Raw genomic sequence first — 25,407 nt, 5'->3', positions numbered from 1 at the left:
GGGCAGCCATTACAGCGCGCCGTGGCAGTGCTTGTATTTGCGGCCCGATCCGCACGGGCACGACGCGTTGCGGCTGAGTTCGAGCTCGGCATAGGGGTTGTCGCCCTGCGGCAGGTCCGGGCGCGGGATCTGCATCGGCGGCAGGGTATTGGCGATCGCCCCGAACGATCCGCCGTCGATATCGGCGCTGTTGTCGTCGCCGGTGAACGGATCGATATGCGTCGTCAGGAAATCGGGCAGGTCGGGAAGCGGCATCGGCTCGGGTTCGTCGAAGCGCAGGTCGATCCGCGCGATCGTGCGCGTCACATCCTCGCGGATCGTCGACAACATGCGTTCGAACAAAGCGAACGCCTCCTGCTTATATTCGTTGATCGGCTGTTTCTGCGCATAGGCGCGCAGGAAAACGACCTGGCGCAGCGCGTCGAGGGTCGACAGATGCTCTTTCCAATGATGGTCGAGCGTCTGCAACAGCACCGATTTCTCGATGCTCTTCCACGTATCGGCATCGACCAGCGCCGCCTTTTCGGCGGCGGTGGCGTCGGCGCGTTCCTGGATACGCTCCTCGAACACCTCGGGGTCGACGGCATCTTCCTGCAGCCAGTCGTCGACGGGCAGGTCGAGGTCGAGCACGTTGAGCGCGCGTTCCTTCATGCCCTCGACATTCCACTGCTCGGGATAGCTGCCCGGCGGGCAGGCGTCGGCGACGATCGCGTTCACCGTCTCGGCGCGCATCGCATACATCACCTCGTCGACGGTCTCGCTGTCGATGATCTCGCCGCGCTGTTCATAGATGACCTTGCGCTGGTCGTTCATCACATTGTCGTACTCGACGACCTGTTTGCGGATGTCGTAGTTGCGCGCCTCGACCTTTTTCTGCGCGGTCTCGATCGCCTTCGACAGCCATTTCGACCCGATCGCCTCGCCATCCTCCAGATTCTTGTTCATCATCTTGGAGAAGAGCGTGTCGGGGCCGAAGATGCGTAGCAGGTCATCGTCGAGGCAGAGGTAGAATTTCGACAGGCCGGGGTCGCCCTGACGCCCCGAACGGCCGCGCAGCTGGTTGTCGATGCGGCGGCTTTCGTGACGCTCGGTGGCGAGCACGAACAGCCCGCCTGCGGCCTTGACCGCTTCGCGTTCGGCCCCGACCTCGGCCTTGATGCGCGCGATCGCGGCGTCGCGCTCGGGCCCTTCGGCGATGTCCTTCAGCTCGTCGTCGATGCGGAATTCTTCGTTGCCGCCGAGTTTGATGTCGGTGCCGCGACCCGCCATGTTGGTGGCGATGGTCACCGCGCCGGTGCGCCCCGCCTGCGCGACGATATGCGCCTCGCTCTCATGGAAACGCGCGTTCAGGACGCTGTGCGGTACGCCTTCCTTTTCGAGATAGGACGACAGCAGCTCGGACTTTTCGATCGACACGGTGCCGACCAGCACCGGCTGGCCGCGTTCATTGGCCTCGCGGATCGTCTTGGCGATCGCGCCGAACTTGTCGGTGATATTCTTGTAGAATTCATCCTCGTCATCCTTGCGCGCGATCGGGCGGTTGGTCGGGATGGTGACGCAGTTCATCTTGTAGATGTCGAAAAATTCGGCGGCTTCGGTCGCGGCGGTGCCGGTCATCCCCGAAAGCTTGGGATACATGCGGAAATAATTCTGGAAGGTGATCGACGCCAGGGTCTGGTTCTCGGGCTCGATCTGCACGCCTTCCTTGGCCTCGACCGCCTGGTGCAGACCGTCGGACCAGCGGCGCCCGTCCATCATGCGGCCGGTGAATTCGTCGATGATCACGACCTTGCCGTCCTTGACGATATAATCGGTATCGATGCGGAACATGATGATCGCCTTCAACGCCTGATTGACGTGATGGACGACCTGGGTGTTCTCGATGTCGTAGAGGTTGCTGCCCTGGAGCAGGCCCGCCGCTTCGAGCAGGCGCTCGACATGCTCGGTGCCGTCTTCGGTCAGGCTGATCGACTTGGACTTTTCGTCCTTCTCATAATCCTCCTCGACGAGCTGGTGGACCACCTCGTTGACCCGGATATACAGCTCCGACTTGTCGTCGGTCGGGCCCGAGATGATCAGCGGGGTGCGCGCCTCGTCGATCAGGATCGAATCGACCTCGTCGACGATGCCGAAGTTGAAGGTGCGATGGACCATCTGCGTGCGGTCGAACTTCATATTGTCGCGCAGATAATCGAAACCCAGCTCGTTGTTCGTCGCATAGGTGATGTCGCTGTTATAGGCGTCGCGACGCTGCATCTCGTTGAGGTTCGGGACGATGATCCCGGTGGTCAGGCCTAGGAAGCCATAGACGGTCCCCATCCATTCGGCGTCGCGGCGGGCGAGATAGTCGTTGACGGTCACGACATGGACGCCCTTGCCCTCGAGCGCGTTGAGGTAGCAGGGCAAGGTCGCCATCAGCGTCTTGCCCTCGCCCGTCGCCATTTCGGCGATCTCGCCGCGGTGGAGCACGACGCCGCCGATCAGCTGGACGTCGAAATGGCGCATACCGAGCGTGCGGACCGCCGCCTCGCGCACCGTCGCAAAGGCTTCGGGCAGGATGTCGTCGAGCGTCTCGCCGGCGTCGAGCCGGTCGCGCAGCTTCTGCGTCTGCGCCTGCAGGGTCGCGTCGTCATAGGACTGCATCGTCGGTTCAAAGCTGTTGATCTTGTCGACGATCTTGCGGATCGAGGCGACATAACGGTCGTTGGACGAGCCGAACAGGCTCTTGGCAAGGCCAGCAAACATGGCGGATTTCCTTGGGATATGATGAGAGAGAGGACCGCATCGGCGGTCGTCGGCCGCGCAAGCGCACGGCCGCAACAGGCTTCGGGCGCCGGAACGCCCGGAATTCAGAGTCTATTCGAGCGCGCGATCGCTGCCGATGAGCAGGCCTGGCAGGTGCGGCGCCGCGGCCTTGCGCGGCTTGCGGCCCGAAGTGACGGTGCGCCGGGGCGGCGTCGTCGTGACGGGGCGGCGTTCATTGTCGGTCGTTTCGGTCTGCTGCCCCGTTTCGGCAAGCAGCAGCATCGACCCCATGGCAGCCGGCGTCGCCGGGGCCGCCATGGCGCGATCCGCGCCGGCGAGTCCGGTGAGCAAAGCCAACAGGGTCAGCAACAAACGCAAAGAAAAACGCCCCTTTTTATCCAGTGCGCGGTTTATAGCACGCTGGATACTGAACATAGGGTGAAAGTCGCGCGGCGTCCAGATGCCGCCGACTATTTCGGCGCGAGGCCGGATGCCGACATATCCTCGAGCTTTATGTCCATGCCGATCCGGTAACGCCGGTCTACGGCATTCTGCGCAGCGTCGCGCGGCGGCTGATAGGGTGCCAATTGGCGAATCGCGCTACAGCCGTCGCGCAGTTCCAATCCCTTCGCCCCCCTTGCCAGGAATCCTTCAGTGTGCGCCGCACACTCTGTCACCGTCCCGGCGGAATCGATCACATATTCGAGCAGGGCACTCCCCGCTTCGGTGGGAAAGGGATTCGTCCTGATTGCGGGCTTTGGCAGACTACCAGCCGTCGCGGCGACAGGCGAAGGCAATCGCCAGACGAAATAATGATTCACGCGTCCTGCCACGGGCCGACCCTCGATATCCAGCGCTGGGTCGAACTGTCCTTCGGACTTCAATATCGCGCAGGTCGCGGCGTCCAGCGACGCCGTTCCGCTGCCCAGGGTAACCGTACAGGTCTTGACCGCGCCGGCGGCATCGATGTCCAGGCGAAACCCGACGTCGCCTTCGGCACGGGCGTCGAGCGCGGCCTTCGGATAACGGCCCGCCACATCGATGTTGCGCAGCGCCATCCGTGCGACGGGGCCGCGTGGAAAACTCTCCAAATCACCCTCCCGGCCATAGCCTGACGGAGGCCCTGCCGGGATGCTCCATCTGATCCGGTTGCTATATGTGCCGCCCATTGGATTGCCCGCCCGATCCTTGCCCGGCTGAAAGCGCGCCCGACTCATCGTCAGGTCGCACGTCATCGTGTCCAGGTCGGCATGTCCGCTACTCGACACGATTTCGCATGTTTTCGGCAGACCGCTGTCATCGTAGGAAAGGCGAAAACCGGTCGTGCCTTCACGCTCTTCGCGCATCGCGCGGGCGGGATAGTCGTCACTCGTTACCCAGGTTCCGGGATTGGTCGTCGGGCGTCCGGGTTCGGACAGGTCATCCTGTGCGATCAGCGGCGGCAACGGCGGCGCTTCTTTCGCCTGCATCGTCATCGCCGCAAGCATCAACATCATCGCCCCGCTCGGCATCCCATTCTCCGTCCAACGAAATCCAGCTCCCTTACCTGCCAGCCGTACGCGCCCTTGCCAATCCCGCGATTGCCGCTTGACGTCGCCACGCGCATCGCATCATCTGCCACTGACAATGATGTCAGGAGAGGGCGCGATGGTCGATACGGGAACGAGGAAGGCGATTTTCATTACCGGCGGGGGATCGGGCATCGGCCGCGCCACCGCGCGCCATTTCGCCGGCCAGGGCTGGTTCGTCGGCATCGCCGACGTCAACGCGCAAGGGATCGACGAAACCGCCGCGCTGCTGCCCGACGGCGCCTCGTCGCGCCATGTCATGGACGTGCGCGACCGCGACCAGTGGGCGGCGGCGCTTGCCGATTTCGCCAAGGCCAGCGGCGGGCGGCTCGACGTCTTGTTCAACAACGCCGGCATCGGCACCGGCGGTCAGTTCGTCGACATGCCGCCCGCCGAGGCCGACCGGCTGATCGCGATCAATTTCGGCGGCGTCGTCAACGGTATCTATGCCGCGCTGCCGCTGCTCCGCGCGACGCCCGGATCGACGATCCTCAACACCGGCTCGGCCTCGGGCTTCTATGGCGTCGCGGGGCTCGCCATTTATTCGGCGACCAAATTCGCGGTGCGCGGGCTGACCGAGGCGCTCGAGATCGAATTCGCCAAATATGGCATCAGGGTCCGCTCGCTGATGCCCGGCTTCATCGACACGCCGCTGCTCGACCAGGTCAGCGCCGACAGCAACGAACCCGCGCGCGACCGGCTGGCGTCGAGCGGGTTCGAGATCGTCCCCGTCGAGCGCGTCGGCGAAGCGGCGTGGGAGGCGGTGCATGGCGACAAGGTCCATGTCACCGTCGGCAAGATGGCCAAACGCCTGGCGCGCCTCGCGCGCTGGTTCCCGGGTCTGATTATGAAGCAGTCGAAGAAGATCGACGGTTTGGGGGCCGCAGGGCAGTAGCCCTTATTTCGCCGCCCCGCATTGCACCGTGCCGCTGCCCGCGTTGCGCACCGTGCAGACCGGCTTGCCGAGCACGACCGTCCGGCCCAGCCCGCGCGTGGTGATCGCGGCGCTCTTCACCGCCTGAAAGACATGGTCGCCGGTGCCTTCGCTGCTGGTGACCAGTTCGCCGACCGCGAGCTTGCCGGCATCGACCGCGCCCGCGCCCGACAAGGTCATCTGCGCGATTTTCGCGGTCCCGCCGAGCGTCATCGTGCCGTTGCCGATCATCGCGACCGACAGCCGGTCGGTGGTGACCGCGCCGACGGTGAGCCGCCCCGGCCCGCGCAGCCCGATCTCGACCTTGGTGCCCTTGAGCCGGTCGATCTGCAGCGACCCCGCGCCGACGATCGACGCCGAGCGCAGATTGGCGGCGTTGACGCGCAACAGAACCTGGCCGAGCGGCTGGCGCCGGTTCTCGTCCCCGGCATAGATTTTTTGTCCGATGATCAACCGGCCGTCGCGCGCCTCGACCGTCAGCCGGTCGAGGGCATCGGGCGAACCGGTCGCGACCGCGCTCACCGGCGACCGCGTCACCACCTCGACCGCGACATCGGCGGTGACCTCGATCGTCTCGAAGCTGGTCAGGCCATAGCGTTTCTCGGCCGCCGACGCCGAGGTCGCGGTCAGAAGGGTCGCGGCCGCAAGCGCGGTCCATCGGATCAGGGAAGCCATGACGCCGCTCTAACCCGTCCGGCGGAGCGGCGCCAGTAGTGGCTTATTTGCAGGTCGCGGTGCCCGATCCCATCGTCTTGGTCGAACAGGTGCCACCGCCGGTCAGGTCGACATCGCCCGAGCCCAGGATGCGGATATCGGCCTTTCCGGTCGCCTGCGCGCCGACATTGCCCGATCCGGTGACCGAGATGTCGAGCGTCTGGGCGGCCAGCCCGCCGGCGTCGATGTCGCCCGAACCCGTGATGCCCATTTCGCCCGACGCGATCGCGCCGCCGGCGACCTGGAGGTCGCCCGACCCCGACACCGTCAGCTCGGCGCTCTTGCCGGTCAGCTTCGCGATCTTGAGGTCGCCCGATCCGGTCAGCGCCGCCTCGACCGCGTCGCCGTCGACACTGTCGGCGTCGACCGAACCCGACCCGGTCAGCCGCACCGCGCCAAGCTTGGGCATCGTGATGGCGATCTGGACCCCGTCATGGTCGCCATGGCTGAAGCTGAAGCCTTCGCGCTTGCGCCCGATCGACAGCGTCTGGCCATCGAGTTTGATCTCCAGTTCCTCGACCTCGGCCTTCGGGCCCTTGGCGGTGATCGAAAAAGCGTCGCCCTGGCGGATCGTGACATCATCGGGACCGGTGACTTCGACCCCGGTGAATCCGGTGAGCGCGAAATTCTGCGTCGTCGGCGGACCGGCGTCGGCCGAATGCGTCCTGGCATCGCCGCTGCCCTTGTCGCCATCGGTGGTCACCGTACCGCTGCACGCCGTCACCGTCAGGGCCAAGGCGAGCGGCAGCGCCGCCATCGTCCAGTTACGCATCATCCAATCTCCTTCGTGTATTATTTGGATAACACACGAAGGCGGGCCTGTCCAGATGCTACCAGCGCAGCAGCGGCGCGAGCAGCAGGCGTCCGGCGAGGCCCGACAGCGCGACCGCAAGGCCGTGCCACAGCGCGATATGCATCATGTCGTTCGACGCGCAATGGAGCGCGATGATCGTCGCGCCCGCGGCGCCCGCGGCGATGCCTATCGCCCAGCCCGCGCGCGCCGGAGAGGTCGGCGCCGCGCGCTTCAGCCAGGCGAACAGCGCCACGCCGACGCCCAATCCCGACGCCACGCCCTCCAGCATGCAGCGCAGCCCGTTCTCGGGACGCGCCGCCTCCATCGCGGCGTGATGATCGCCGAAACCGATCACCAGCGCGGTGAGCGGCAGCGCCAGCGCGGCGAGCCCGGCCCAATGCCAGCCGCTGTAATCGCGGCCGACCCCGGGCAATCCCATGCGCAGCGCGCTCCACGCCGCCGCGACGCCGAGCGCGACGATGGTCCAGAAGGCGAGCAGCGGCAGCGCGGGCATCATCGTGCCGGCCGCAAGGTCGTGGCGCATCCCGGTGAGCCACAGCAAGGCGGCGGCGCCGACCAGCCAGCCCACGGCAACCCAGAGCGAGCCACGCGCGATCCGACGCGGTTTCACCGGCTGCAGGTCGCCGGCCAGTCCGTCGATCAATTCGTCGATCGATGCGTCGGTCATCTCATTCACTTTCAATCAGGAGCGCGAGCTTCTTGAGCCCGCGATGGATATTCACTTTGACCAAAGATTCGCTCTGGCCGCAAATCTGCGCGGCCTCGGCGATCGAGGCGCCTTCGATCTTGACCAGAGTGATCGCCTGCGCCTGTCCTGCGGGCAGATGCGTCAGCATGCGGTCGAGACTGAGCCGCGCGTGGACCGCCTCATCCTCGGCCTCGACAAAGGCATCGTCGTCCTGCAGTTCGGCGGCGTCGCGCTGGCGGCGCAGCGCGTCGATCCAGCGATAGCGCGCGATCGCGGCGAGCCAGGGCAGGAACGGCCGGTCGCTGTCCCAGGTCGCCAGCTTGCGATGCATCGACACCAATGTTTCCTGCACCAGGTCGTCGATCTGGTGCGGCGCGATGCGGCGCGCAAAATAGCGCGACAGCCAGCGCCGGCAATCGGTCAGCAGCGCACGATAGGCGGCGCGGTCGCCGCGCTGCGACGCCGCCATCAGCCGCGCGAGCGACGGTTCGTCGATACTCACCGGCCGCGCCATTTCAGCGCCAGCGCGTCGAGCGACAACAGGCCGCCGCCGCGCACGATCAAAACCGCCGCCATCGCCGCCCACAGGCTGTGCACCGGCCACCAGGCATCGGGAAAGACGAAAATCTGGATCACGAGCGTCATCACCAACAGCGCGCCCGCCGAAAAGCGCGTCGCCAGTCCTAGCAGCAGCAACATCGGAAAGACATGTTCGGCGAAGGTGGTCAGCGGCACCGCGATCGACGGGTCGAGCGGCAGCCCCGAAAACTCGCTCTTGAACAGATCATAGGTGCCGGGGTCGATCCGCAGCCAGCTGCCCTCGACGACCTTGGTGCGGCCCGAGCGCCAGAAGACGCCGGCCAGCGCGACACGCAGCAGCAACAGCGCCAACCCCTCGGGCAGGCGCGCGCTGACGAGGCTCACCGCGCGGTCGTAGGAAATCATCGCTTTTGTCATCGTCCGACCCTTTCAAAGGCGCCCGCCGCGATCAGCGGCACGACGGCCGCCCCGTCGCCATCCGGCTGTTCGGCGAGGCTTGCGATCAGGTTACCGAGCGGCGTAATTTTCCGAGCGGCGGCGAGCATCGCGGCGGTCGCGAAGGGGATCGGCGACATGAGCACTTCGGCGTCGGGCCGGGTGATCAGCAGCGCCGCCGTTCCGCCGGGCAGGTCGGGATCGAGGATCGGCGCGGCGTCGCTCACCAGCACCGCCGCCAGGGCGGCCGGATGACGCCGTACGGGCAGCGCGAGCAGGCTCGCCTCGTCCTGTCCCGCCAGGTCGGCGAGCGTCAACGTGGGGACATCGGCAGCATGAAAAACGGTCAGCCAGGCCCATTCTACGCGCGCCAGATCGGCCGCGATGCCATCGCATTGCCGGGCCAGAAAATCGGGAAATCCCGCACCGATCTGCGCTTGAGCGCATCCCAGGGCGCCACCCCGCTCGGTGAAATCGCGCGACACGCGGTTGAAGGCGGCTTCGCCAAGATACGCACGCGTGCGCGGAAATGTCTCCTCCAGCGCGACCAGCCGCGCGTGCGAAATATTGTTGGCGTGCACCGTCATCGCACGCAGCACCTGCGCCCGGTCGCCCGCAAACAGGCCGGGCGGCAGATACGCCGGCCCCTCACGCAGCGCCGTCGCGATCGCCGCCTGGTCGCGTTCAAGCATCGACGCACGCCGCGTCGAGAAGCGCATCGGCGATCCGGACCTCGGCCATCAGCGTCGCGAAATTGGGAACATGGCTGTCCCATTCGACGAGCACCGGTTTCGGCCCGACCCGGCGCAGGAAAGCGGCGAGCCGGTCCCAGCAGCTGGCGCGCACCGCCGAGCCATGATCGTCGATCGCGATATAGCCGCCCCAGCCATCGTCCTTCACCTTATGGCCCGCGACATGGATTTCGCCGACCAGCGCGGGGTCGACGGCGGCAAGCCAGGCATCGGGATCGAGCCCGAGATTATGCGCCGACACCTCGACATTGTTGATATCGAGGATCAACCCGCAACCGCTGCGGCGGCAGAGTTCGTGCAGGAAATCGACCTCCGACCAATCGTCACCCGCATAGGCGACATAGCGCGAGGGGTTTTCGATCAGCATCGGGCGTCCGAGCCGGTTCTGCACCCGGACGACCTGTGCCGCGAAATGATCGAGCGCGGCGTGGCTGTACGGCACCGGCAGCAGGTCGGGGAATTTGTCGCCGCCGCCATTGCTCCAGCTCAGATGGTCGGAGACCATCGCGGGACGATAGCGATCGCAGAGCGACGCGAGGGCTTCGAGCTCGTCCGTATCGACGCCCGCCGCCGAGCCGAGCGACAGCCCGACCGAGTGGAAACTCAGCGGCAGATGCGCCGCGATCGCGGTGAGCCAGCGATGAGGAGGCCCGCCTGCGCCGAAATAATTTTGGGGGTGGATTTCGGCCCAGGCGGGCAGGGTCGCCCGCTCCGCCGCCGCCAGCACGTCGGCATAATGTTCGGGCTTGAGCCCGAAGCCGGCGCGTCGCGGCAAGTCGCGGAGCGGACGGGGGTTCAAGCGGCTCAGCCCTTCCGGGCGACCGGTTTGGCGTTGCCCTTGTGCGCGGTCAGCGTGCCGCCGATCTTGACGCAGCTGCCCTTGGGGACATTTTTCCAGGCGTTGCCCTGATAATCGACGGTCGAGGTGCCGGCACAGCTGGTGCCCGGGCCCGCGGCACAGTCATTCTTGCCCTTCAGCGCGACGCCATAGCATTTTTCCTTGGCGCCGGCGGCGAAGGCGGGGCCCGAAAGCGTGGCGCCGGCGGCCATGGCGAGGATAGCCGAGGCGGCGAGCGATAGTTTGAGGCTGTTCGACATGCTGGATACTCCGATAAAAAACCGTGATGCGGGGGATGGCATCATGCGGCTGTTCGCGGGTCCGCACCGCCGGGTTACGCCGCGCCCGAAATTTCGCGCCATCTTGTCGCCACCTTCCTGCGCCAAAGGCCCCTTTCCCCCTTGATCCGAGAGAGTAACGATGAGTGTCGCATTTCGCCGCGAAAGCGACGATGAGCATATGGAACCCGCGTTCGAATGGCCGATCCCCGTCGGCCCGAACCTGGTCACCCCGCGTGGCTTGCGGCTGCTCGGCGACGAAGCGGCGCGGCTCGCGGACGCCATCGCGGGCGCGACCGAGGAGGAGGCGCGCAAGAAATTGCTCCGCCGGCAACGCTATATCCACACCCGCCAGTCGACCGCCGAGGTGCAGGCCGCGCCCGCCGCCGATGTCGTCGGCATCGGCAGCAAGGTGAGCTTCGCGCTGAACGGCAACGAACGCACGCTGACCATCGTCGGCCATGACGAAGCCGACCCGGCGCAGGGCACCATCGCCTTTTCCTCGCCTGTTGCGCGCGCCCTGATGGGCGCCGAAGCGGGCGAGACACTCGAATATCAGGGCCGCGAGGATGCGATCATCGTCATCGCCGCGACGGCCGATCCGGAGACGCAGGCATGAAAGACAAGTTCGAACGCCACAAGCAGCCGTGGACCGCAGCCGAGATCGACAAGCTGCACACGCTGGCCAAGAAAGGCATGGCGCTCAAAGCCATCGCCAAGGCGCTGACCCGCAGCGAGGAATCGGTGAAGACCCGCGCCAAGGCCGACAATCTGTCGATCGCCAAGCTGCACTGACGCTTCATGTCCGCGACCGAATTTGATGCCATCGTGCTGGGCGCCGGCGCGGCCGGGCTGATGTGCGCCGCGACCGCGGGGCAGCGCGGCAAGCGCGTGCTGCTGCTCGACCATGCCGATGCGCCGGGCAAGAAGATCCTGATTTCGGGCGGCGGGCGCTGCAATTTCACCAATGTGAACACCCAGGCCGACCGCTTCCTGTCGGCGAACCCGCATTTCGCCAAGTCGGCGCTCGCCCGCTACACGCCGTCCGACATCATCGCGCTTGTCGACCTTCATGGCATCGCGCACCATGAAAAGACGCTCGGCCAGCTTTTTTGCGACGGGTCGGCGCGGCAGATCGTGGCGATGCTGCTCGAGGAATGCGCAAAGGGCGGGGTCGATGTCCGTGTCGGCCAGCCGGTTGGCGCGGTCACCCAGAACGACGGCCGCTTCACCGTCCGTTTCGGCGATCAGGACTTCGCCGCCCCCGCCCTCGTCATCGCGACCGGCGGGCCATCGATCCCCCAGATGGGCGCGACCGGCTTCGCCTATGACCTCGCGCGCCAGTTCGGGCTGAAAGTCGTTGAACCCCGCCCCGCGCTCGTCCCGCTGACGCTCGGCGGCGACGATGTGCTGTTCCGCAGCTTGTCGGGCATCGCCGCGCCGGTCGAGGCGCGCGCGGGCAAGGCGGCGTTTCGCGAGGCGGCGCTGTTCACCCACAAGGGGCTGTCGGGTCCGGCCATCCTGCAGGTCAGCAGCTATTGGCGCCACGGCGAACCGGTAACGATCGACTTCCTGCCCGATGCGCCGCAAGGCTGGCTCACCGACGCCAAACGCAGCCGCCCGCGCGCGACTTTGCGCGCCGCGCTCGGCGCCCAGCTTCCCGACCGTCTCGCCGAAACCCTTGCCGACCGGCTGGCGCTGCCCGGCGAACTCGGCGCGCTGACCGACCGCAAACTGGCCGACGCCGAGACGCGCCTTGGCCGCTGGATGTTCCGCCCCAACGGCACCGAAGGATTCGCCAAGGCCGAGGTCACGATCGGCGGAATCGCCACCGCTGGCCTGTCGTCGCAAACAATGATGGCCAAAAGCACCCAAAACCTCTATGCGATCGGCGAAGCCGTTGACGTCACCGGGTGGCTGGGCGGCTATAATTTTCAATGGGCCTGGGCCAGCGGACACGCTGCCGGACAGGCGCTTTAGGAAAAAACCAAGAATATTCCTCGGGATGCTGGCTGGGCGATGGCCCGGCCACTTTGCATCAATTGCCTGATGGCGGCGAGGATACCCAAGAAAACGGCATATCGCCGCTCAGGATAAGAAGAACAATAATGGCTTTCGAAACACTGTCTCCCGTCCTTGCGGACGCTCTCACCGCGCGCGGTTACGAAACTCTCACCCCCGTCCAGGCGCAAGTCGTCGAACCCGACGCAATCGGCCGCGATCTGCTCGTGTCGGCGCAGACCGGTTCGGGCAAGACCGTCGCCTTCGGCCTTGCGATGGCCGACCAGCTGATCGAGGACGGCCGCCTGCCCTTCGCGACGTCGCCGCTCGCGCTGATCATCGCCCCGACCCGCGAGCTCGCGATGCAGGTCAGCCGCGAACTCGGCTGGCTCTATGCCAAGGCCGGCGCGCGCATCGCGACCTGCGTCGGCGGCATGGACGCCAGCAAGGAACGCCGCGCGCTGAACCAGGGCGTGCAGATCGTCGTCGGCACCCCGGGCCGCCTGCGCGATCACCTCGAACGCGGCGCGCTCGACCTCACCGCGCTGCGCGTCGCGGTGCTCGACGAGGCCGACGAGATGCTCGACATGGGCTTTCGCGAAGACTTGGAAGAAATCCTCGACGCGACCCCCGAAACGCGCCGCACCCTGATGTTCTCGGCGACCATTCCCAAGCCGATCGCGAACATGGCGAAGCGCTACCAGCGCGACGCGCTGCGCATCTCGACCGTCGGCGAGGATCGCGGCCATGGCGACATCAGCTATCAGGCGGTGACCGTCGCCCCCGCCGATATCGAGGGCGCGGTGATCAACCTGCTGCGCCTCCACGACGCCGAAACCGCGATGCTGTTCTGCGCGACGCGCGACAATGTCCGCCGCCTCCACGCCAGCCTGACCGATCGCGGTTTCGCCGCCGTCGCGCTGTCGGGCGAGCATAGCCAGAATGAGCGCAACGCCGCGCTGCAGGCATTGCGCGATCGCCGCGCCAAGGTCTGCGTCGCGACCGACGTCGCCGCACGCGGCATCGACCTGCCCAGCCTGTCGCTGGTGATCCACGTCGAAATCCCGCGCGACGCCGAAACGCTCCAGCACCGCTCGGGCCGCACCGGCCGCGCGGGCAAGAAGGGCACGGCGGTCATCATCGTTCCCTATCCGCGTCGCCGCCGCGTCGACGGCATGCTGCGCGGCGCGCGGATCAACGCCGAGTGGATGGATGCGCCGACCGCCGCCGACGTTCGCACGCGCGACCAGGAACGGCTGATCGAGAAATTGCTCGCCCCGATCGAGCATGAGGCCGAGGATATCGAACTGGCGCAGCGCCTGATGGCCGAACGCTCGCCCGAGGATATCGCCGCATCGCTCGTCCGCGCGCACCGCGCGCTGATGCCGGCGCCCGAGGATCTGATCGACAACAGCGCGCGCGGCCGCGAGCGTCCCGACCATGGCGACCGCTTCGAGCGCGAACCGCGCGACCGCGGCGAGCGCCGCGAAGGTTTTGACGACAGCGTCTGGTTCAAGCTCAACATCGGCCGCCGCCAGAACGCCGACCCGCGCTGGATCCTGCCGCTGCTGTGCCGCCGCGGCCATGTGACCAAGCAGGAGATCGGCGCGATCCGCATCGGTCCGAGCGAGACGATGTTCAACATCCCGCGCGCCATCGCCGACCGCTTCGCCGAAGCCGTGGTGCGCAGCGCCAACGAGGATGGCGAGGACGACAGCGGCGTCGCGATCACCCCCGCGCCCGACGGCCCGACCTATCCGCCGCGCCGCGAAAAGGGTTCGGGCGACCGCGCCCCGCGCGCCACGCTGGGCCGTGCGCCGGGCGGCGACCGCGACCGTTCGGGTCCGCGCGGCCCGCGTGGTCCCGGCGGCCTCGGCGGCAACGCCGAACGCTACAAGCCCAAGCCCTACGGCCAGCGCAGCCCGCGCCGCCCGTCGAAATAAGCGAACGGTCATCATCTAAAGCATCGTCCTTGCGAGCGGAGCGAAGCGATCCGGAGCGGCCCTGCCCCGCCCTGGATTGCTTCGCCGCCTTCGGCTTCTCGCAATGACGATGTCGATGGGCGACTTGCCCTTGCACTCCCCCGCCCGCCCCACCAGATGGACGGGACAGCAGGAGCGCGATCATGCAAGCAGTCCAGGCCTTCATCGAAACGCAGGGCGGTCCCGAGGTCATCGACTGGCGCGAAGTGACGCTGGGCGATCCCGCCCCGGGCGAGATATTGCTCCGCCACACCGCGATCGGGCTCAACTATCTCGACACCTATCACCGCGACGGCACCTATCCGATTCCGCTGCCCAGCGGCCTTGGCGTCGAATCGGCGGGTGAGGTGGTCGCGGTTGGCGAGGGCGTCCACGGGCTCCAGCCCGGCGACCGCGTCGCGACTTTCGGCCCCGATCGCAACGCTTACTCGACCGCGCGGCTCCTCCCCGCCGCCTCGCTGTTCAAACTGCCCCCCGGCATCGAAGACGAAACCGCTGCGGCGGGCCTGCTCAAGGCCTGCACCGTCGAGATGCTCGTCGAACGCTGCGCCAAGGTCGAGGCGGGCTGGCCGGTGCTGGTCCATGCCGCCGCCGGCGGGGTCGGGCTGATCCTCGTCCAATGGTTGAAGGCGATCGGCGCCACCGTGATCGGCACCGTCAGCACCGAGGCCAAGGCCCAGGTCGCGCGCGAGGCCGGCGCCGACCATGTGCTGCTCTACAAGTCCGACGATGTCGCGGCGCACGTCCGGAGCCTCACCGACGGCCAGGGCGTTCCCGTCACCTTCGACGGGATCGGCATGGCGACGTGGGAGGTCTCGCTAAAGGCCACCGCGCGGCGCGGGCTGATCGTCAGCTATGGCAATGCCGGCGGGCCGGTGACCGGCGTCAACCTCGGCGTGCTGGCGCAGCACGGCTCGCAATTCGTGACCCGCCCCACCCTGTTCGACTATTATCTGCACCCCGGCGAACGCGCCGCAGGCGCCGCGCGCGTGTTCGAGATGATCGAAAGCGGCGCGGTGAAGATCAATGTCGGACAGCGTTACGGGTTGCAGGACGCAGCGCGGGCGCACGCCGACCTCCAGGCCGGGCGCACGACCGGATCGACGGTGCTAATTCCCTGACCAGATAATCCCTCCCCTTCAGGGGAGGGCAGCGAGACTTACGAACTTGTTCGTTAGTCGCAGCGGGTGGGGTTTCGCGGCCTTGCGCTAAGCCGCGAACCCCACCCCAACCCCTCCCGCCTGCGGGAGGGGAGCAATTACGCCTTCAACCTTTCCGCATGCCACGCGACATGCTCGCCCAAAAAGGTCGAGATGAAATAATAGCTATGGTCGTATCCGGGCTGCATGCGGATCTCGGCCTTTTGCCCGTTGCGCTCGCACGCCGCGACCAGCAGCTCGGTCTTGAGCTGTTCGACGAGGAAAGTATCGGCCTCGCCCTGATCCACCAGCAGATCGGGCACGCGCAGCCCCTGGTCGAGCAGCGCGCACGCGTCATAGGCGTGCCAGTCCTCGCGCGCGTCGCCGAGATAATTCGACAGCGCCTTTTCGCCCCACGGACATTGCAACGGCGCGACGATCGGCGAAAAGGCCGACACCGAGCGGAAGCGGTCCTGGTTGCGGAGGCCAATGGTCAGCGCGCCATGCCCGCCCATCGAATGGCCGGTGATCGCCTGACGCGCCAGGTCGGCGGCCGGAAAATTGCGCAGCACCAGCGACGGCAGCTCGTCCTCGATGTACGAGCGCATCCGGTAATTCGCCGCCCAGGGCTCCTCGGTCGCATCGACATAGAAACCCGCGCCCAGTCCGAAATCCCACGCCGCGTCGGGATCGTCGGGAACACCCTCGCCGCGCGGCGAGGTGTCGGGCGCGATGAAAATCACGCCATGCTCGGCGCAGGCGGCGCGATATTCGCCTTTCTCCATCACATTGGCATGGGTGCAGGTCAGCCCCGACAGATACCAGAGCACGGGCAGCTTAGCGCCCTTATCATGGTCGGGCACGAAGACCGCGAAGGTCATGTCGGTGCCGGTCGTGGTGCTGCCATGCTTGTACACGCCTTGCGTGCCGCCATGGCTGCGAACGGAGGAAAGGGTTTCGAGGGTCATATCATTGTCCTGCTTGTCTTTTCGCGAGCCTGGTTCATGCTGGCGCGACATCAAAAAGGGAGAGGCCGGTTGTTCGATAGTCAAATTCACGGCACATGTCAGGACCGCTTCGCCGCTGTCCGTCTTGGCATGGCGGCGAGCCTCGCGAGCGGGGCCGATATCGGCCTGTCCTTTTGCGCGACGATCGACGGCGAGACGGTGGTCGATCTGTGGGGCGGCCATGCCGACGCGGCGAAGACGCGGGCGTGGGAGGCGGACACGATCGTCAACGTCTATTCGACGACCAAGACGATGACCGCGCTCACCGCGCTGCTGCTCGCCGACCGCGGCGAACTCGATTTTGCGGCGCCGGTCGCGCATTACTGGCCCGAATTTGCGGCGAACGGCAAGGCGGACGTCACCGTCGCCCATCTGATGAGCCACGCTGCCGGCCTGTCGGGCTGGGAGGTGCCGATCGCGCATGATGACCTCTACGACTGGGACAAGGTCACGTCGCTGCTCGCGGCGCAGGCGCCCTGGTGGCAGCCCGGCAGCGCGCCCGGCTATCATGCGATCACCCAGGGCTATCTGGTCGGCGAGGTCGTGCGCCGCATCACCGGCAAGTCGCTCGGCACTATGTTCCGCGAGGAGATCGCCGAACCGCTGGGCGCCGATTTCCACATCGGCCTGCCCGCGTCGGAGGACCACCGCGTCGCCGACCTGATCCCGCCGCCCGAGACGATCAGCGACTTTTCGACCGACATCCAGCGCAAGACCTTCACCAACCCCGGCGTCGATGTGTCGGCGACGCGCACCCGCGCCTGGCGCGGCGCCGAAATTCCCGCCGCGGGCGGCACCGGCAATGCGCGCAGCGTCGCCGAAATCCATGCGCTGCTCGCCAATGGCGGCGTCGCGAAAGGCAAGCGCCTGCTCTCCGAAGCCGGATGCCGCAAGGCGCTGGACCTGCAGGTCGCGGGCACCGACATGATCCTTGGCATCCCGATCCGCTACGGCATGGGTTTCGGCCTGCCCGGCGAGATGGTGCCGCTGCCCAATCCGAACACCATCTATTGGGGCGGCTATGGCGGATCGCTGATCATCATCGACATGGATGCCCGCGCGACCTTCAGCTATGTGATGAACAAGATGAACAGCGGCCTGACCGGCGACCCGCGTTCGTTCACCCTGATCGGCGCGATGTGGATGGCGATGGCCGCGAGCTAGTCCTGTAACGGGATCGCCGCCACCAACGGGTCGTGCCCCCAATGGCGGAGCAGGCCCAAAATCGCCGTGCCGGCCAACCCCAATGTCGCGGTGTTGCGCAGCGGATGGACGTTGACGGTATCGGCCGCCGCAAGTCCCGCGTCGATGACGACGGTGATGCCGCCCGGCGGCGCGTTGATCGCGGCGAGCGGGGTGACCGAGCCCGGCGATATGCCGAGCAGCCGTGCCATGTCCTCGGCCTTGCCAAAGCTGACGCGCTTGCTGCCGATCGCGGCGGGCAGCGCCTTCAGGTCGACGCGCGCCTCGCCGGGCACGGTGACGAGCCAATAGGCCCCGTCTTTATCCTTGAGGAACAGATTCTTGGTGTGCACACCCGGGATCGCGGCGTTCACCGCATCGCTCTCGGCGACGGTGAACACCGCGACATGGTCGAAGGAGGCGAAGGGGATGGCGAGCGCGTCGAGGTCCGCCAGCAATCCCGCTTCGCCCCGCATATCGGGTCAGACGACGCGGTGCAGCGCGCAGAGCTTGTTGCCCGACGGATCGCGCAGATAGGCGAGGTAGAGCGGACCGAAACCGCCTTCGCGCACGCCCGGAGGATCTTCGATCGAGGTGCCGCCATTGGCGACGCCGGCGTCGTGCCAGGCCTTGGCCTGTTCGGGACCGTCCATCGCAAAGCCGATGGTGCAGCCGTTGCCGGCCGTCGCCGCTTCACCGTCGATCGGCGCGCCGACCAGGAACAGCCCGCCATTGTGCATATAGATCAGGCGGCCCTTGTCGTCCTGGATCGCGGGCTTGCCGCCGATCGCCTGGAAGGTCGCGTCATAGAATTTCTTGGCGGCGGCCAGGTCATTCGACCCGACCATATTGTGGCTGTACATGTCTCTCTCCTCTGGTTGATTTCGTATCAGCGGGGCGGCGCGGCGCAGCTGTTGGGGCCGACCGGGTCCCACACGCGGAGCCCGCCGCGCCAGCTGAGATCGGCGCTCTCGCTGTTGAGCATCGACTGGGTGACGCCGGCGATCTTGTAGACCCATTGGCCGGGTTTCAGATAATGGGTCCGGTTCGCGCCCCAATCGATCAGCCGTCCGTCGCGCGTCTCGGTCATCGTCATGTCGACCATGAAACAGACCGGTTTCCGGCTGCTGTTATAGGCGTGATAGAGCATACCGGGCAGTTGCACCGGGGTCTTGCACTTGGCGCAGCTGACCGTGACGATATTGTCCTGCTGCAAAACGACCCGCCCGTCCTTCGATTCATAGCGCTGCGCGCCATGCGCGGTCGTGACATAGCTGGTGTCGGGTTTGGGTCCGGCGTCGAGCTTTTCGGCCGCCCATACCGGCGTAGCGACAAGGACGGCCAGCGCCGTCAGCAAGAGTCGGTCGGTCATCGCGCGAAGTCCCGTCATGCGTTGCGAATCAAGACCCGCATGCTGCCCGTATATTCAGCGGAATACCACCGTCTTGCGGCCGTCGATCAGCACGCGCTGCTCGGCGACCCAGCGCACCGCCTTGGCGAGCACCTGAGCCTCGACGTCGCGGCCGATGCGGATCAGGTCGTCGACCCCGTCGCGGTGGTCGACGCGCTCGACCGCCTGTTCGATGATCGGCCCCTCGTCGAGATCCCCGGTGACGAAATGCGCGGTCGCGCCGATCAGCTTGACCCCGCGTTCGTGCGCGCGGTGATAGGGCTTGGCGCCCTTGAAGCCGGGCAGGAAGCTGTGGTGGATATTGATGCAGCGCCCCGCGAGCTGCGCCGACAGCGCACTCGACAATATCTGCATATAGCGCGCCAGCACCAGATAGTCGGCGCCGCCGCGCGCCATGACATCGAGGATCGCCTGCTCCTGTTCCGCCCGGTTGGCGTCGCCGACGGGCAGGTAATGGAAGGGCACGCCGTGCCATTCGGACAGCCGCCGCTGCGCCTCATGGTTCGACACCACGCCGACGATGTCGATCGCGAGATTGCCGGTCGACCAGCGGTGGAGCAGGTCGTTGAGGCAGTGGCTGCCCTGCGACACCGCGATGACGAAGCGCGGCTTGACCGCGGCATCGCTGATCCGCGCCTCCATCGCGAAGCGCGCAACCACCGGCGCGAACGCCGCCCGCACCTCGGCGAGACCCTGCGGAAAGCGTGGCCCGGCGCCGCGAAACGCGACGCGCATGAAGAAGCGCCCCGTGTCGAGGTCGGCATATTGCTGGCTGTCGAGGATGAAGCCGTCGGTATCGGCGAGCAGCCCGGTGACGGCGGCGACAATGCCAACCGCGTCGTCGCAGCTGAAGGTCAGGACATAGGGTCCGGTCAAATGCTTCCTCCCTCTGACCGGCCCAACGTTTTAATCCGTTCGCCCTGAGCTCGTCGAAGGGCCGTTCTTCTTCGCGCGCCCTAGAACGAAGAACGGTGCTTCGACAAGCTCAGCACGAACGGAAAATTAGAAAGCTCAGTAAACCACCACGCTGCGAATGCTTGTCCCCGCGTGCATCAGGTCGAAGCCCTTGTTGATCTCTTCCAACCCCATGACGTGGGTGATCATCGGGTCGATCTCGATCTTGCCGGTCATATACATGTCGACGATCTTCGGCACGTCGGTGCGGCCCTTGGCGCCGCCGAAGGCGGTGCCGCGCCAGTTGCGCCCGGTGACCAGCTGGAACGGACGCGTCGCGATCTCCTTGCCCGCCTCGGCGACGCCGATGATGATCGAGGTGCCCCAGCCGCGATGGCACGCTTCGAGCGCGGTGCGCATCACTTCGGTATTGCCCGTGGCGTCGAAGGTGTAATCGGCGCCGCCGTCGGTCAACTGCACGATCGCGGCGACCGTGTCTTCGCGGCTCATGCCCCGGGTGTTGAGGAAGTCGGTCATCCCGAACTTGCGGCCCCATTCTTCGCGGTCGGGGTTGATGTCGACGCCGATGATCTGGTTCGCGCCGGCAAGCCGCGCGCCCTGGATCACGTTGAGCCCGATGCCGCCGAGCCCGAACACGACGACATTGTCGCCGACCTGCACCTTCGCGGTGTTGATCACCGCGCCGACCCCGGTGGTCACGCCGCAGCCGATATAGCAGCTCGACTGGAAGGGCGCGTCCTCGCGGATCTTGGCGACCGCGATCTCGGGCAGCACGGTGAAGTTCGAGAAGGTCGAGCAGCCCATATAGTGAAAGATCGGCTGCCCCTTGTAGCTGAAGCGCGTCGTGCCGTCGGGCATCAAGCCCTTGCCCTGTGTGGCGCGGATCGCGGTGCAGAGGTTGGTCTTGCCCGACAGGCAGCTTTTGCACTGGCGGCATTCGGGGGTGTAGAGCGGGATGACATGGTCGCCGGGAACGACGCTGGTGACGCCGGCGCCGACTTCGCGCACCACACCCGCGCCCTCATGCCCCAGCACACTCGGGAAGATGCCCTCGCTGTCGAACCCGTCGAGCGTGTAAGCATCGGTGTGGCAGATGCCCGTCGCCATGATCTCGACCAGCACCTCGCCCGCCTTCGGGCCTTCGAGGTCGAGTTCGACGATTTCGAGCGGCTTCTTCGCTTCGAACGCAACGGCGGCGCGGGTCTTCATGGACGGGTCTCCTCTTCGCTGGCCCCAATCACGCAAACGCCGCGCCAATGCAAGCACCCGATACCCTAGCTTCGTCACACCGGGCTCGACCCAGGGTCCCGCTTTTCACGGTCGCCAGCGGGACCCCGGATCAAGTCGGCATTTATCCCCTTTGCATCCGTATCTGCCCCATCCCACCGTCATTGCGAGCGAAGCGAAGCAATCCAGAGCGGTTACCGCTACTCTGGATTGCTTCGCTTCGCTCGCAATGACGGGAATACGGATGCGAAGGGGATAATCACGAAACAGGTTCAGGGTGACGAAGGTGGAGGAAACACGGCTTCTGCCAGCTTCCCGATTTCTATGTGATGCCGCACCTGCAAAGCGGCGCACTCGCCTCGCTCCTCGTCTCGCTCCACCCGCAAGAGGAGCCGATCTGAGTGGTCTATCCGCAGCGGCGGCATTTGCTGTCAAAGGTGCGGCTGCTGATCGACAAATTGCGCGAGGAATTGCCGGGGGCGTTGCAGCGGAGTGAGGTATCTTAGGCTCAAAAGAGTCTCAGCCCACCGAACCTTCAGATCAGGATAAGTTCGCCGTCCACAAATCCGATTCCGAGGCCGTTCACCGATCTCAGCTTCGTCGACAGTTGGGAGGGTTCGTTCAGCAGCGATGCCACGAGGCCCTTCATTTTATCGAGGCAAGCCTCCCAATCTCCGTCGCAGAAGCTGGAAGGAATAGCAAAATTGCGACCGTTGGAAGGCTCCCAAACTTCTGCGCACGCCCAATCAGGATCATGCGGGTCGAATTCCGAAGCTCCTACGAACTCTACAGCATAGCGAGCATCATCTGAGCTTTTTTCCGAGAGGTTGAACGCGAAAGCAGCAACGGACGATGGCACGCCGTCACTCAACGATTCCTCTAACCACGCTCGAAACTCTTCGTTAAATTTTTCCATCCGAACCCGATCTACGCGCAGCTTTTATCTACAAGCCGCCCCTCAACACTCCACCACACTAACCGCCAGCCCGCCCTTCGACGTTTCCTTATACTTATCCCGCATGTCGCGCCCCGTCTGCAGCATCGTCACGATCACCGTGTCGAGGCTCACCACATGCGTGCCGTCGCCGATCATCGCGATGCGGCTGGCGTCAATCGCCTTGATCGCGCCCATCGCGTTGCGCTCGATGCACGGGATCTGCACCAGACCTCCAATGGGATCACAAGTGAGGCCGAGGTTGTGCTCCATGCCGATCTCGGCGGCATTCTCGACCTGCGCGTTGGTGCCGCCGAGCGCCGCCGTCAGCCCCGCCGCCGCCATCGAACAGGCGACGCCGACCTCACCCTGACAACCGACCTCGGCGCCCGAGATGCTGGCGTTGCGCTTGTACAGCGCACCGACCGCCCCCGCCGCGAGCAGGAAGGTCCGCACCCCCGCGTCATCGCCGCGATAGCCGCGGCGGTAGAAACGGATCACCGCCGGGATGATCCCCGCCGCGCCGTTGGTCGGCGCGGTGACGACCTTGCCGCCCGCGGCGTTCTCTTCGTTCACCGCCATCGCCCACAGGTTGATCCAGTCCATCATCGCGAGCGGATCGGTCAGATTTTGTTCGTGCCGCGCGCGGATGTCGTCGGCGATTTGCGGCGCGCGGCGCTTGACCTTGAGCCCGCCCGGCAAAATCCCGGTGCTACAACAACCGGATTCGATCGACGCGTCCATCGCCCCCGCGATCGCGTCGAGCCCGGCGTTCACCTCGTCGAGGTTGCGGTGCACCAGCTCATTCTCGAGCATCATCTCGGCAAAGCTCTTGCCCGAAGCCGCGCCCATTTCGAGCAAGTCGGCGCCCGAGGTGAAGGCGAAGGGCAGTTCGACCTCATCCTCCGCCCCGCGACTGTTGCGCCCCGCCTCGTCCTCGTCGACGACGAAGCCGCCGCCGATCGAGAAATACATGCGCTTGGCGAGGATTTCGCCGCCCGCGTCGCGCGCGGTGAAGCTCAGCGCATTGCTGTGGAACGGCTGGCGCTGGCGCATCTGGAAATGCAGGTCGCTTTTCGGTTGAAAGCGCACGCGCTGGCGGCCGAGCAGGTAGAGAAAACCATCGCCCTCCGCCCGGTCCCAATGCGCCTTGATCGCGGCGAGGCTGGTCGAGGCGGGGATTTCGCCCGCGAGCCCCGCGACGATCGCGGTGTCGGCGGCGTGGCCCTTGCCGGTCAAGGCGAGCGAGCCATAGAGATCGGCCTCGACATGCGCGGTTCTGGTCAGCAGTTCGGCCTCGTCGAGCCAGACGGTGAAGCGCCGCGCCGCGACCATCGGGCCGACGGTGTGCGAACTCGACGGTCCGACGCCGATCTTGAACAATTCGAACAGGCTGATGGTCATGGCCGGGATTTTTCCGAGGATGTCGGGGTGATCGCTTCGAGCGGCAGCTTCGCCGCCAGGTCGCGCGACGCGCCCAAGGTATAATGGCTGATGTCGAAGTGAAAGGGCGATCCGTCCGACGCGAAAAGCGGGCAGACGCCCTTCGGGCATTCCAGGTCCTGCATCGAGACATAGGTGCCGCCTGCGGCGACCACCGCGTCGCGCATTGCGCGATCCTCGACGAGGAGGTCCATGCGGCGGCTGTCGCGCGCCAGGTCGACGTCGCCGCGCGCCGTCGCACGAGCGAGCAGGCGCGCCAGCGGCTCGTCATATTCGACCGCCGGCCCCAGCACCGTCACCGGAATGCCGCGCGCGCGAAAATGCGCCACCGAGCGCGCCAGGTCGGGCAGCTGGCCTTCGCGCCAACGCGCCGACAGGATCACCCGGTCGATCCGTCCGCTACCCAACAACCTGTCCTCGAAACCGAGCGCCATGACCCGGGTGCAGCGCGGATCGCCGCGCAATGGCAGCACCGGGTCGCATCCCGACGCGGTCAGCCGCAATATGTTCATGCCCCGCAGTCGCTCGGCGATCGCCTGGACGATATGCCCGGCATGGCTGTCGCCCATCACCAATATGTTCGGCCGGTCGGGCCGGCGTGTCGCGCATGTTTTGGGGTCATAGGTCGGTTTTGCGGTGTCGGCCATGCACACGCCGCGCTTGAACTGGAAAAAGGACTGCGGGCTGTCATCATAGTCGAGATAGGTCAGCAGCCGGGCCACCTCCGGATTCTCGATCCGCGCCCCCGCCGCCTGCACCGCGAGCAACGCCGCGACGCCCGCGACGAGCAGCATCGCGGCCAGCGCGCTCCACAGCACGCGCGGCGTCGCCCAGGCCTTGCCGCGCTCGAGGAAGGGCCGCTCGATCAGGCGATAGCTGAGGATGGCGAGCGCGAAGGAGATCGCGATCGTCGCGGCCATTTCCCACGGCTCGAGCGTCAGCCCGCGCTCGAAGCGCCACAAAGCCATCACCGGCCAGTGCCACAGATAGAGCGAGTAACTGATGTCGCCGATGAAGCGCATCGGCGGCAGCGAGAGCAGCCGCGCCGTCCCGCCGACCTCGCCATAGGCGATCAGCAGCGCGGTGCCGACGCACGGCAGCAACGCCCAGGGCACGGGGAAAGACAGGCCTTCTTCGATGACGAACAGCGACACGACGACCAGCGCCAGCCCGATCCACGTCGCGACGGCGCGCAGCCGCGCCCCCAGCGCCGGGAAGCCGCCGGTCGCGACCAGCCCGCCGAGCGCCAGTTCCCACGCCCGCGACGGCAGCAGGTAAAAGCTCGCCTGCGCCTTGTTGATGTGGTTCAGCCCGAACCCGATCGCCAGCGACACGGCCGCGATCACCCACAAAGCCGCGACGATATGACGCGGCAGCCAGCGGCGCAGCGCGATCAGCAACAGCGGGTAGAAGATATAGAATTGCTCCTCGACCCCCAGCGACCAGGTGTGGAGCAAAGGCGTCAGTTCGGCGTCGCCGAAGTAATTGACCGTCCGCCAGAACCAGATGTTCGACCCCGACAGCGCGGTCGCCGCAGCGCTCCACGACAGATCGCGCATATCCTGCGGGAACAGCCGCCACCAGCCGACCGCGAGCACGACCACCAGCAGGACAAGCAGCGCGGGCAGGATGCGCAGCGCGCGGCGGCGATAGAAACCGGTCAGCGTGAAGCGACCCGCGTCCATCTCCTTCAGGATGATGCGGCTGATCAGATAGCCCGAGATGACGAAAAAAATGTCGACGCCGACAAAACCGCCGGGAATCGCGGTAAGCCCGGCGTGGACGAGGAGGATCGGCAGGACCGCCAAAGCGCGCAGTCCGGCGATGTCGTTGCGATACTGCATGATTCCCCAAATTCGC

At 66.2% G+C, this 25,407-nt stretch carries 27 protein-coding genes; 7 read left to right on the top strand and 20 right to left on the bottom strand.

The genetic code is table 11. The features are described 5' to 3' along the window. Positions 1–9 precede the first annotated feature (9 nt). From secA to ACREB7_RS02165, 3 genes are all read right to left on the bottom strand, one after another. On the bottom strand, positions 10–2,745 hold the full coding sequence (gene secA, locus ACREB7_RS02175; protein ID WP_431590671.1) for a preprotein translocase subunit SecA: 2,736 nt from the start codon (positions 2,743–2,745) through the stop codon (positions 10–12). A gap of 111 nt (positions 2,746–2,856) precedes the next feature. Continuing rightward, complete coding sequence (locus tag ACREB7_RS02170; protein ID WP_431590670.1) at positions 2,857–3,180, bottom strand: hypothetical protein; 324 nt, start codon at positions 3,178–3,180, stop codon at positions 2,857–2,859. Between the two features lie 35 nt (positions 3,181–3,215). Further along, complete coding sequence (locus ACREB7_RS02165; RefSeq protein ID WP_431590669.1) at positions 3,216–4,241, bottom strand: energy transducer TonB; 1,026 nt, start codon at positions 4,239–4,241, stop codon at positions 3,216–3,218. Between the two features lie 151 nt (positions 4,242–4,392). Between ACREB7_RS02165 and ACREB7_RS02160 the strand changes: the two genes are divergently transcribed. Continuing rightward, complete coding sequence (locus tag ACREB7_RS02160; protein ID WP_431590668.1) at positions 4,393–5,208, top strand: SDR family oxidoreductase; 816 nt, start codon at positions 4,393–4,395, stop codon at positions 5,206–5,208. Positions 5,209–5,211: 3 nt separating this feature from the next. On the opposite strand, the gene ACREB7_RS02155 is transcribed toward ACREB7_RS02160, so the two are convergent. Genes ACREB7_RS02155 through ACREB7_RS02120 form a run of 8 tightly spaced genes read right to left on the bottom strand, consistent with a single transcriptional unit; the run spans position 5,212 to position 10,288 of the window. Then, a complete protein-coding gene (locus ACREB7_RS02155; protein WP_431590667.1) occupies positions 5,212–5,922 on the bottom strand; it encodes a head GIN domain-containing protein in 711 nt (236 codons plus the stop codon). Positions 5,923–5,965: 43 nt separating this feature from the next. After that, complete coding sequence (locus ACREB7_RS02150) at positions 5,966–6,733, bottom strand: head GIN domain-containing protein (RefSeq protein WP_431590666.1); 768 nt, start codon at positions 6,731–6,733, stop codon at positions 5,966–5,968. A 58-nt stretch (positions 6,734–6,791) separates the two neighbouring features. Further along, complete coding sequence (locus ACREB7_RS02145) at positions 6,792–7,442, bottom strand: NrsF family protein (RefSeq protein ID WP_431590665.1); 651 nt, start codon at positions 7,440–7,442, stop codon at positions 6,792–6,794. Position 7,443: 1 nt separating this feature from the next. Then, positions 7,444–7,965 carry a sigma-70 family RNA polymerase sigma factor gene (locus ACREB7_RS02140; protein WP_431590664.1) on the bottom strand — a complete coding sequence of 174 codons (522 nt, stop codon included), beginning with the start codon at positions 7,963–7,965 and terminating at the stop codon, positions 7,444–7,446. After that, positions 7,962–8,420 (bottom strand): DoxX family protein, encoded by a 459-nt coding sequence (locus tag ACREB7_RS02135; protein WP_431590663.1) that lies wholly within the window; start codon positions 8,418–8,420, stop codon positions 7,962–7,964. Before ACREB7_RS02135 ends, ACREB7_RS02140 begins: the two co-directional genes overlap by 4 nt. Next, complete coding sequence (locus tag ACREB7_RS02130) at positions 8,417–9,130, bottom strand: HvfC/BufC family peptide modification chaperone (protein WP_431590662.1); 714 nt, start codon at positions 9,128–9,130, stop codon at positions 8,417–8,419. Before ACREB7_RS02130 ends, ACREB7_RS02135 begins: the two co-directional genes overlap by 4 nt. Beyond that, complete coding sequence (gene bufB / locus ACREB7_RS02125; RefSeq protein WP_431590661.1) at positions 9,123–9,989, bottom strand: MNIO family bufferin maturase; 867 nt, start codon at positions 9,987–9,989, stop codon at positions 9,123–9,125. The genes ACREB7_RS02130 and bufB overlap by 8 nt, the downstream gene beginning before the upstream one ends. 5 nt (positions 9,990–9,994) lie before the next feature. Then, positions 9,995–10,288, bottom strand: a complete 294-nt coding sequence (locus ACREB7_RS02120) for a BufA1 family periplasmic bufferin-type metallophore (protein ID WP_431590660.1) — start codon at positions 10,286–10,288, stop codon at positions 9,995–9,997. A 160-nt stretch (positions 10,289–10,448) separates the two neighbouring features. Between ACREB7_RS02120 and ACREB7_RS02115 the strand changes: the two genes are divergently transcribed. The 5 genes from ACREB7_RS02115 to ACREB7_RS02095 all read left to right on the top strand — a co-directional run bounded on the left by ACREB7_RS02115 (position 10,449) and on the right by ACREB7_RS02095 (position 15,410). Continuing rightward, positions 10,449–10,925, top strand: coding sequence for a GreA/GreB family elongation factor (locus ACREB7_RS02115; protein WP_431590659.1), 477 nt, complete (start codon positions 10,449–10,451; stop codon positions 10,923–10,925). Next, positions 10,922–11,101, top strand: coding sequence for a hypothetical protein (locus ACREB7_RS02110; RefSeq protein ID WP_431590658.1), 180 nt, complete (start codon positions 10,922–10,924; stop codon positions 11,099–11,101). The genes ACREB7_RS02115 and ACREB7_RS02110 overlap by 4 nt, the downstream gene beginning before the upstream one ends. 6 nt (positions 11,102–11,107) lie before the next feature. Next, the gene (locus ACREB7_RS02105) at positions 11,108–12,286 is read left to right on the top strand and encodes an NAD(P)/FAD-dependent oxidoreductase (protein WP_431590657.1); all 1,179 of its coding nucleotides are present in this window, start codon (positions 11,108–11,110) and stop codon (positions 12,284–12,286) included. A gap of 128 nt (positions 12,287–12,414) precedes the next feature. After that, positions 12,415–14,250, top strand: a complete 1,836-nt coding sequence (locus ACREB7_RS02100; protein WP_431590656.1) for a DEAD/DEAH box helicase — start codon at positions 12,415–12,417, stop codon at positions 14,248–14,250. Positions 14,251–14,432: 182 nt separating this feature from the next. Next, on the top strand, positions 14,433–15,410 hold the full coding sequence (locus ACREB7_RS02095; protein ID WP_431590655.1) for a quinone oxidoreductase family protein: 978 nt from the start codon (positions 14,433–14,435) through the stop codon (positions 15,408–15,410). A 137-nt stretch (positions 15,411–15,547) separates the two neighbouring features. Here ACREB7_RS02095 and fghA read toward each other — a convergent pair whose 3' ends face one another. Next, on the bottom strand, positions 15,548–16,396 hold the full coding sequence (gene fghA, locus ACREB7_RS02090; protein WP_431590654.1) for an S-formylglutathione hydrolase: 849 nt from the start codon (positions 16,394–16,396) through the stop codon (positions 15,548–15,550). 69 nt (positions 16,397–16,465) lie between these two features. On the opposite strand from fghA, the gene ACREB7_RS02085 reads away from it, so the two are divergent. Then, positions 16,466–17,599: a serine hydrolase domain-containing protein gene (locus tag ACREB7_RS02085; protein WP_431590653.1), complete on the top strand. Its 1,134-nt coding sequence runs from the start codon at positions 16,466–16,468 to the stop codon at positions 17,597–17,599. Here the strand turns inward: ACREB7_RS02085 and ACREB7_RS02080 are convergent. The 8 genes from ACREB7_RS02080 to ACREB7_RS02045 form a co-directional block, all read right to left on the bottom strand. Further along, a complete protein-coding gene (locus ACREB7_RS02080; protein ID WP_431590652.1) occupies positions 17,596–18,093 on the bottom strand; it encodes a prolyl-tRNA synthetase associated domain-containing protein in 498 nt (165 codons plus the stop codon). The two genes, ACREB7_RS02085 and ACREB7_RS02080, sit on opposite strands and share 4 nt — an antisense overlap. A 6-nt stretch (positions 18,094–18,099) precedes the next feature. Continuing rightward, positions 18,100–18,480 carry a VOC family protein gene (locus ACREB7_RS02075; protein WP_431590651.1) on the bottom strand — a complete coding sequence of 127 codons (381 nt, stop codon included), beginning with the start codon at positions 18,478–18,480 and terminating at the stop codon, positions 18,100–18,102. Positions 18,481–18,506: 26 nt separating this feature from the next. Next, entirely contained in the window at positions 18,507–18,989 is a 483-nt protein-coding gene (locus ACREB7_RS02070) for a hypothetical protein (RefSeq protein WP_431590650.1), read from the bottom strand. Positions 18,990–19,043: 54 nt separating this feature from the next. Continuing rightward, a complete protein-coding gene (gene purU, locus ACREB7_RS02065) occupies positions 19,044–19,904 on the bottom strand; it encodes a formyltetrahydrofolate deformylase (RefSeq protein ID WP_431590649.1) in 861 nt (286 codons plus the stop codon). Positions 19,905–20,039: 135 nt separating this feature from the next. Next, positions 20,040–21,152, bottom strand: a complete 1,113-nt coding sequence (locus tag ACREB7_RS02060; RefSeq protein ID WP_431590648.1) for an S-(hydroxymethyl)glutathione dehydrogenase/class III alcohol dehydrogenase — start codon at positions 21,150–21,152, stop codon at positions 20,040–20,042. 553 nt (positions 21,153–21,705) lie between these two features. Further along, positions 21,706–22,086 carry a hypothetical protein gene (locus ACREB7_RS02055; RefSeq protein WP_431590647.1) on the bottom strand — a complete coding sequence of 127 codons (381 nt, stop codon included), beginning with the start codon at positions 22,084–22,086 and terminating at the stop codon, positions 21,706–21,708. 42 nt (positions 22,087–22,128) lie between these two features. Continuing rightward, on the bottom strand, positions 22,129–23,508 hold the full coding sequence (locus ACREB7_RS02050) for an L-serine ammonia-lyase (protein WP_431590646.1): 1,380 nt from the start codon (positions 23,506–23,508) through the stop codon (positions 22,129–22,131). Beyond that, positions 23,505–25,391 (bottom strand): acyltransferase family protein, encoded by a 1,887-nt coding sequence (locus ACREB7_RS02045; RefSeq protein ID WP_431590645.1) that lies wholly within the window; start codon positions 25,389–25,391, stop codon positions 23,505–23,507. The genes ACREB7_RS02050 and ACREB7_RS02045 overlap by 4 nt, the downstream gene beginning before the upstream one ends. Between the last annotated feature and the right edge of the window lie 16 nt (positions 25,392–25,407).

The organism is Sphingopyxis sp., assembly GCF_050725615.1.
Classification (GTDB): domain Bacteria; phylum Pseudomonadota; class Alphaproteobacteria; order Sphingomonadales; family Sphingomonadaceae; genus Sphingopyxis.
The sequence above is the reverse complement of the archived record's forward strand: the minus strand, read 5'-3'. Positions and strand labels throughout refer to the sequence as shown.

Coding starts and splice junctions, on each gene's coding strand:
- ACREB7_RS02095 (WP_431590655.1), top strand. CDS start 14,433: ATGCAAGCAGTCCAGGCCTTCATCGAAACGCAGGGCGGTCCCGAGGTC.
- ACREB7_RS02075 (WP_431590651.1), bottom strand. CDS start 18,480: ATGTACAGCCACAATATGGTCGGGTCGAATGACCTGGCCGCCGCCAAG.
- ACREB7_RS02045 (WP_431590645.1), bottom strand. CDS start 25,391: ATGCAGTATCGCAACGACATCGCCGGACTGCGCGCTTTGGCGGTCCTG.
- ACREB7_RS02055 (WP_431590647.1), bottom strand. CDS start 22,086: ATGGAAAAATTTAACGAAGAGTTTCGAGCGTGGTTAGAGGAATCGTTG.
- ACREB7_RS02150 (WP_431590666.1), bottom strand. CDS start 6,733: ATGCGTAACTGGACGATGGCGGCGCTGCCGCTCGCCTTGGCCCTGACG.
- ACREB7_RS02165 (WP_431590669.1), bottom strand. CDS start 4,241: ATGATGTTGATGCTTGCGGCGATGACGATGCAGGCGAAAGAAGCGCCG.
- ACREB7_RS02115 (WP_431590659.1), top strand. CDS start 10,449: ATGAGTGTCGCATTTCGCCGCGAAAGCGACGATGAGCATATGGAACCC.
- ACREB7_RS02050 (WP_431590646.1), bottom strand. CDS start 23,508: ATGACCATCAGCCTGTTCGAATTGTTCAAGATCGGCGTCGGACCGTCG.
- fghA (WP_431590654.1), bottom strand. CDS start 16,396: ATGACCCTCGAAACCCTTTCCTCCGTTCGCAGCCATGGCGGCACGCAA.
- ACREB7_RS02145 (WP_431590665.1), bottom strand. CDS start 7,442: ATGACCGACGCATCGATCGACGAATTGATCGACGGACTGGCCGGCGAC.
- ACREB7_RS02100 (WP_431590656.1), top strand. CDS start 12,415: ATGGCTTTCGAAACACTGTCTCCCGTCCTTGCGGACGCTCTCACCGCG.
- ACREB7_RS02105 (WP_431590657.1), top strand. CDS start 11,108: ATGTCCGCGACCGAATTTGATGCCATCGTGCTGGGCGCCGGCGCGGCC.
- ACREB7_RS02135 (WP_431590663.1), bottom strand. CDS start 8,420: ATGACAAAAGCGATGATTTCCTACGACCGCGCGGTGAGCCTCGTCAGC.
- ACREB7_RS02070 (WP_431590650.1), bottom strand. CDS start 18,989: ATGACCGACCGACTCTTGCTGACGGCGCTGGCCGTCCTTGTCGCTACG.
- ACREB7_RS02110 (WP_431590658.1), top strand. CDS start 10,922: ATGAAAGACAAGTTCGAACGCCACAAGCAGCCGTGGACCGCAGCCGAG.
- ACREB7_RS02120 (WP_431590660.1), bottom strand. CDS start 10,288: ATGTCGAACAGCCTCAAACTATCGCTCGCCGCCTCGGCTATCCTCGCC.
- ACREB7_RS02160 (WP_431590668.1), top strand. CDS start 4,393: ATGGTCGATACGGGAACGAGGAAGGCGATTTTCATTACCGGCGGGGGA.
- ACREB7_RS02155 (WP_431590667.1), bottom strand. CDS start 5,922: ATGGCTTCCCTGATCCGATGGACCGCGCTTGCGGCCGCGACCCTTCTG.
- ACREB7_RS02130 (WP_431590662.1), bottom strand. CDS start 9,130: ATGCTTGAACGCGACCAGGCGGCGATCGCGACGGCGCTGCGTGAGGGG.
- ACREB7_RS02060 (WP_431590648.1), bottom strand. CDS start 21,152: ATGAAGACCCGCGCCGCCGTTGCGTTCGAAGCGAAGAAGCCGCTCGAA.
- ACREB7_RS02170 (WP_431590670.1), bottom strand. CDS start 3,180: ATGTTCAGTATCCAGCGTGCTATAAACCGCGCACTGGATAAAAAGGGG.
- secA (WP_431590671.1), bottom strand. CDS start 2,745: ATGTTTGCTGGCCTTGCCAAGAGCCTGTTCGGCTCGTCCAACGACCGT.
- ACREB7_RS02080 (WP_431590652.1), bottom strand. CDS start 18,093: ATGCGGGGCGAAGCGGGATTGCTGGCGGACCTCGACGCGCTCGCCATC.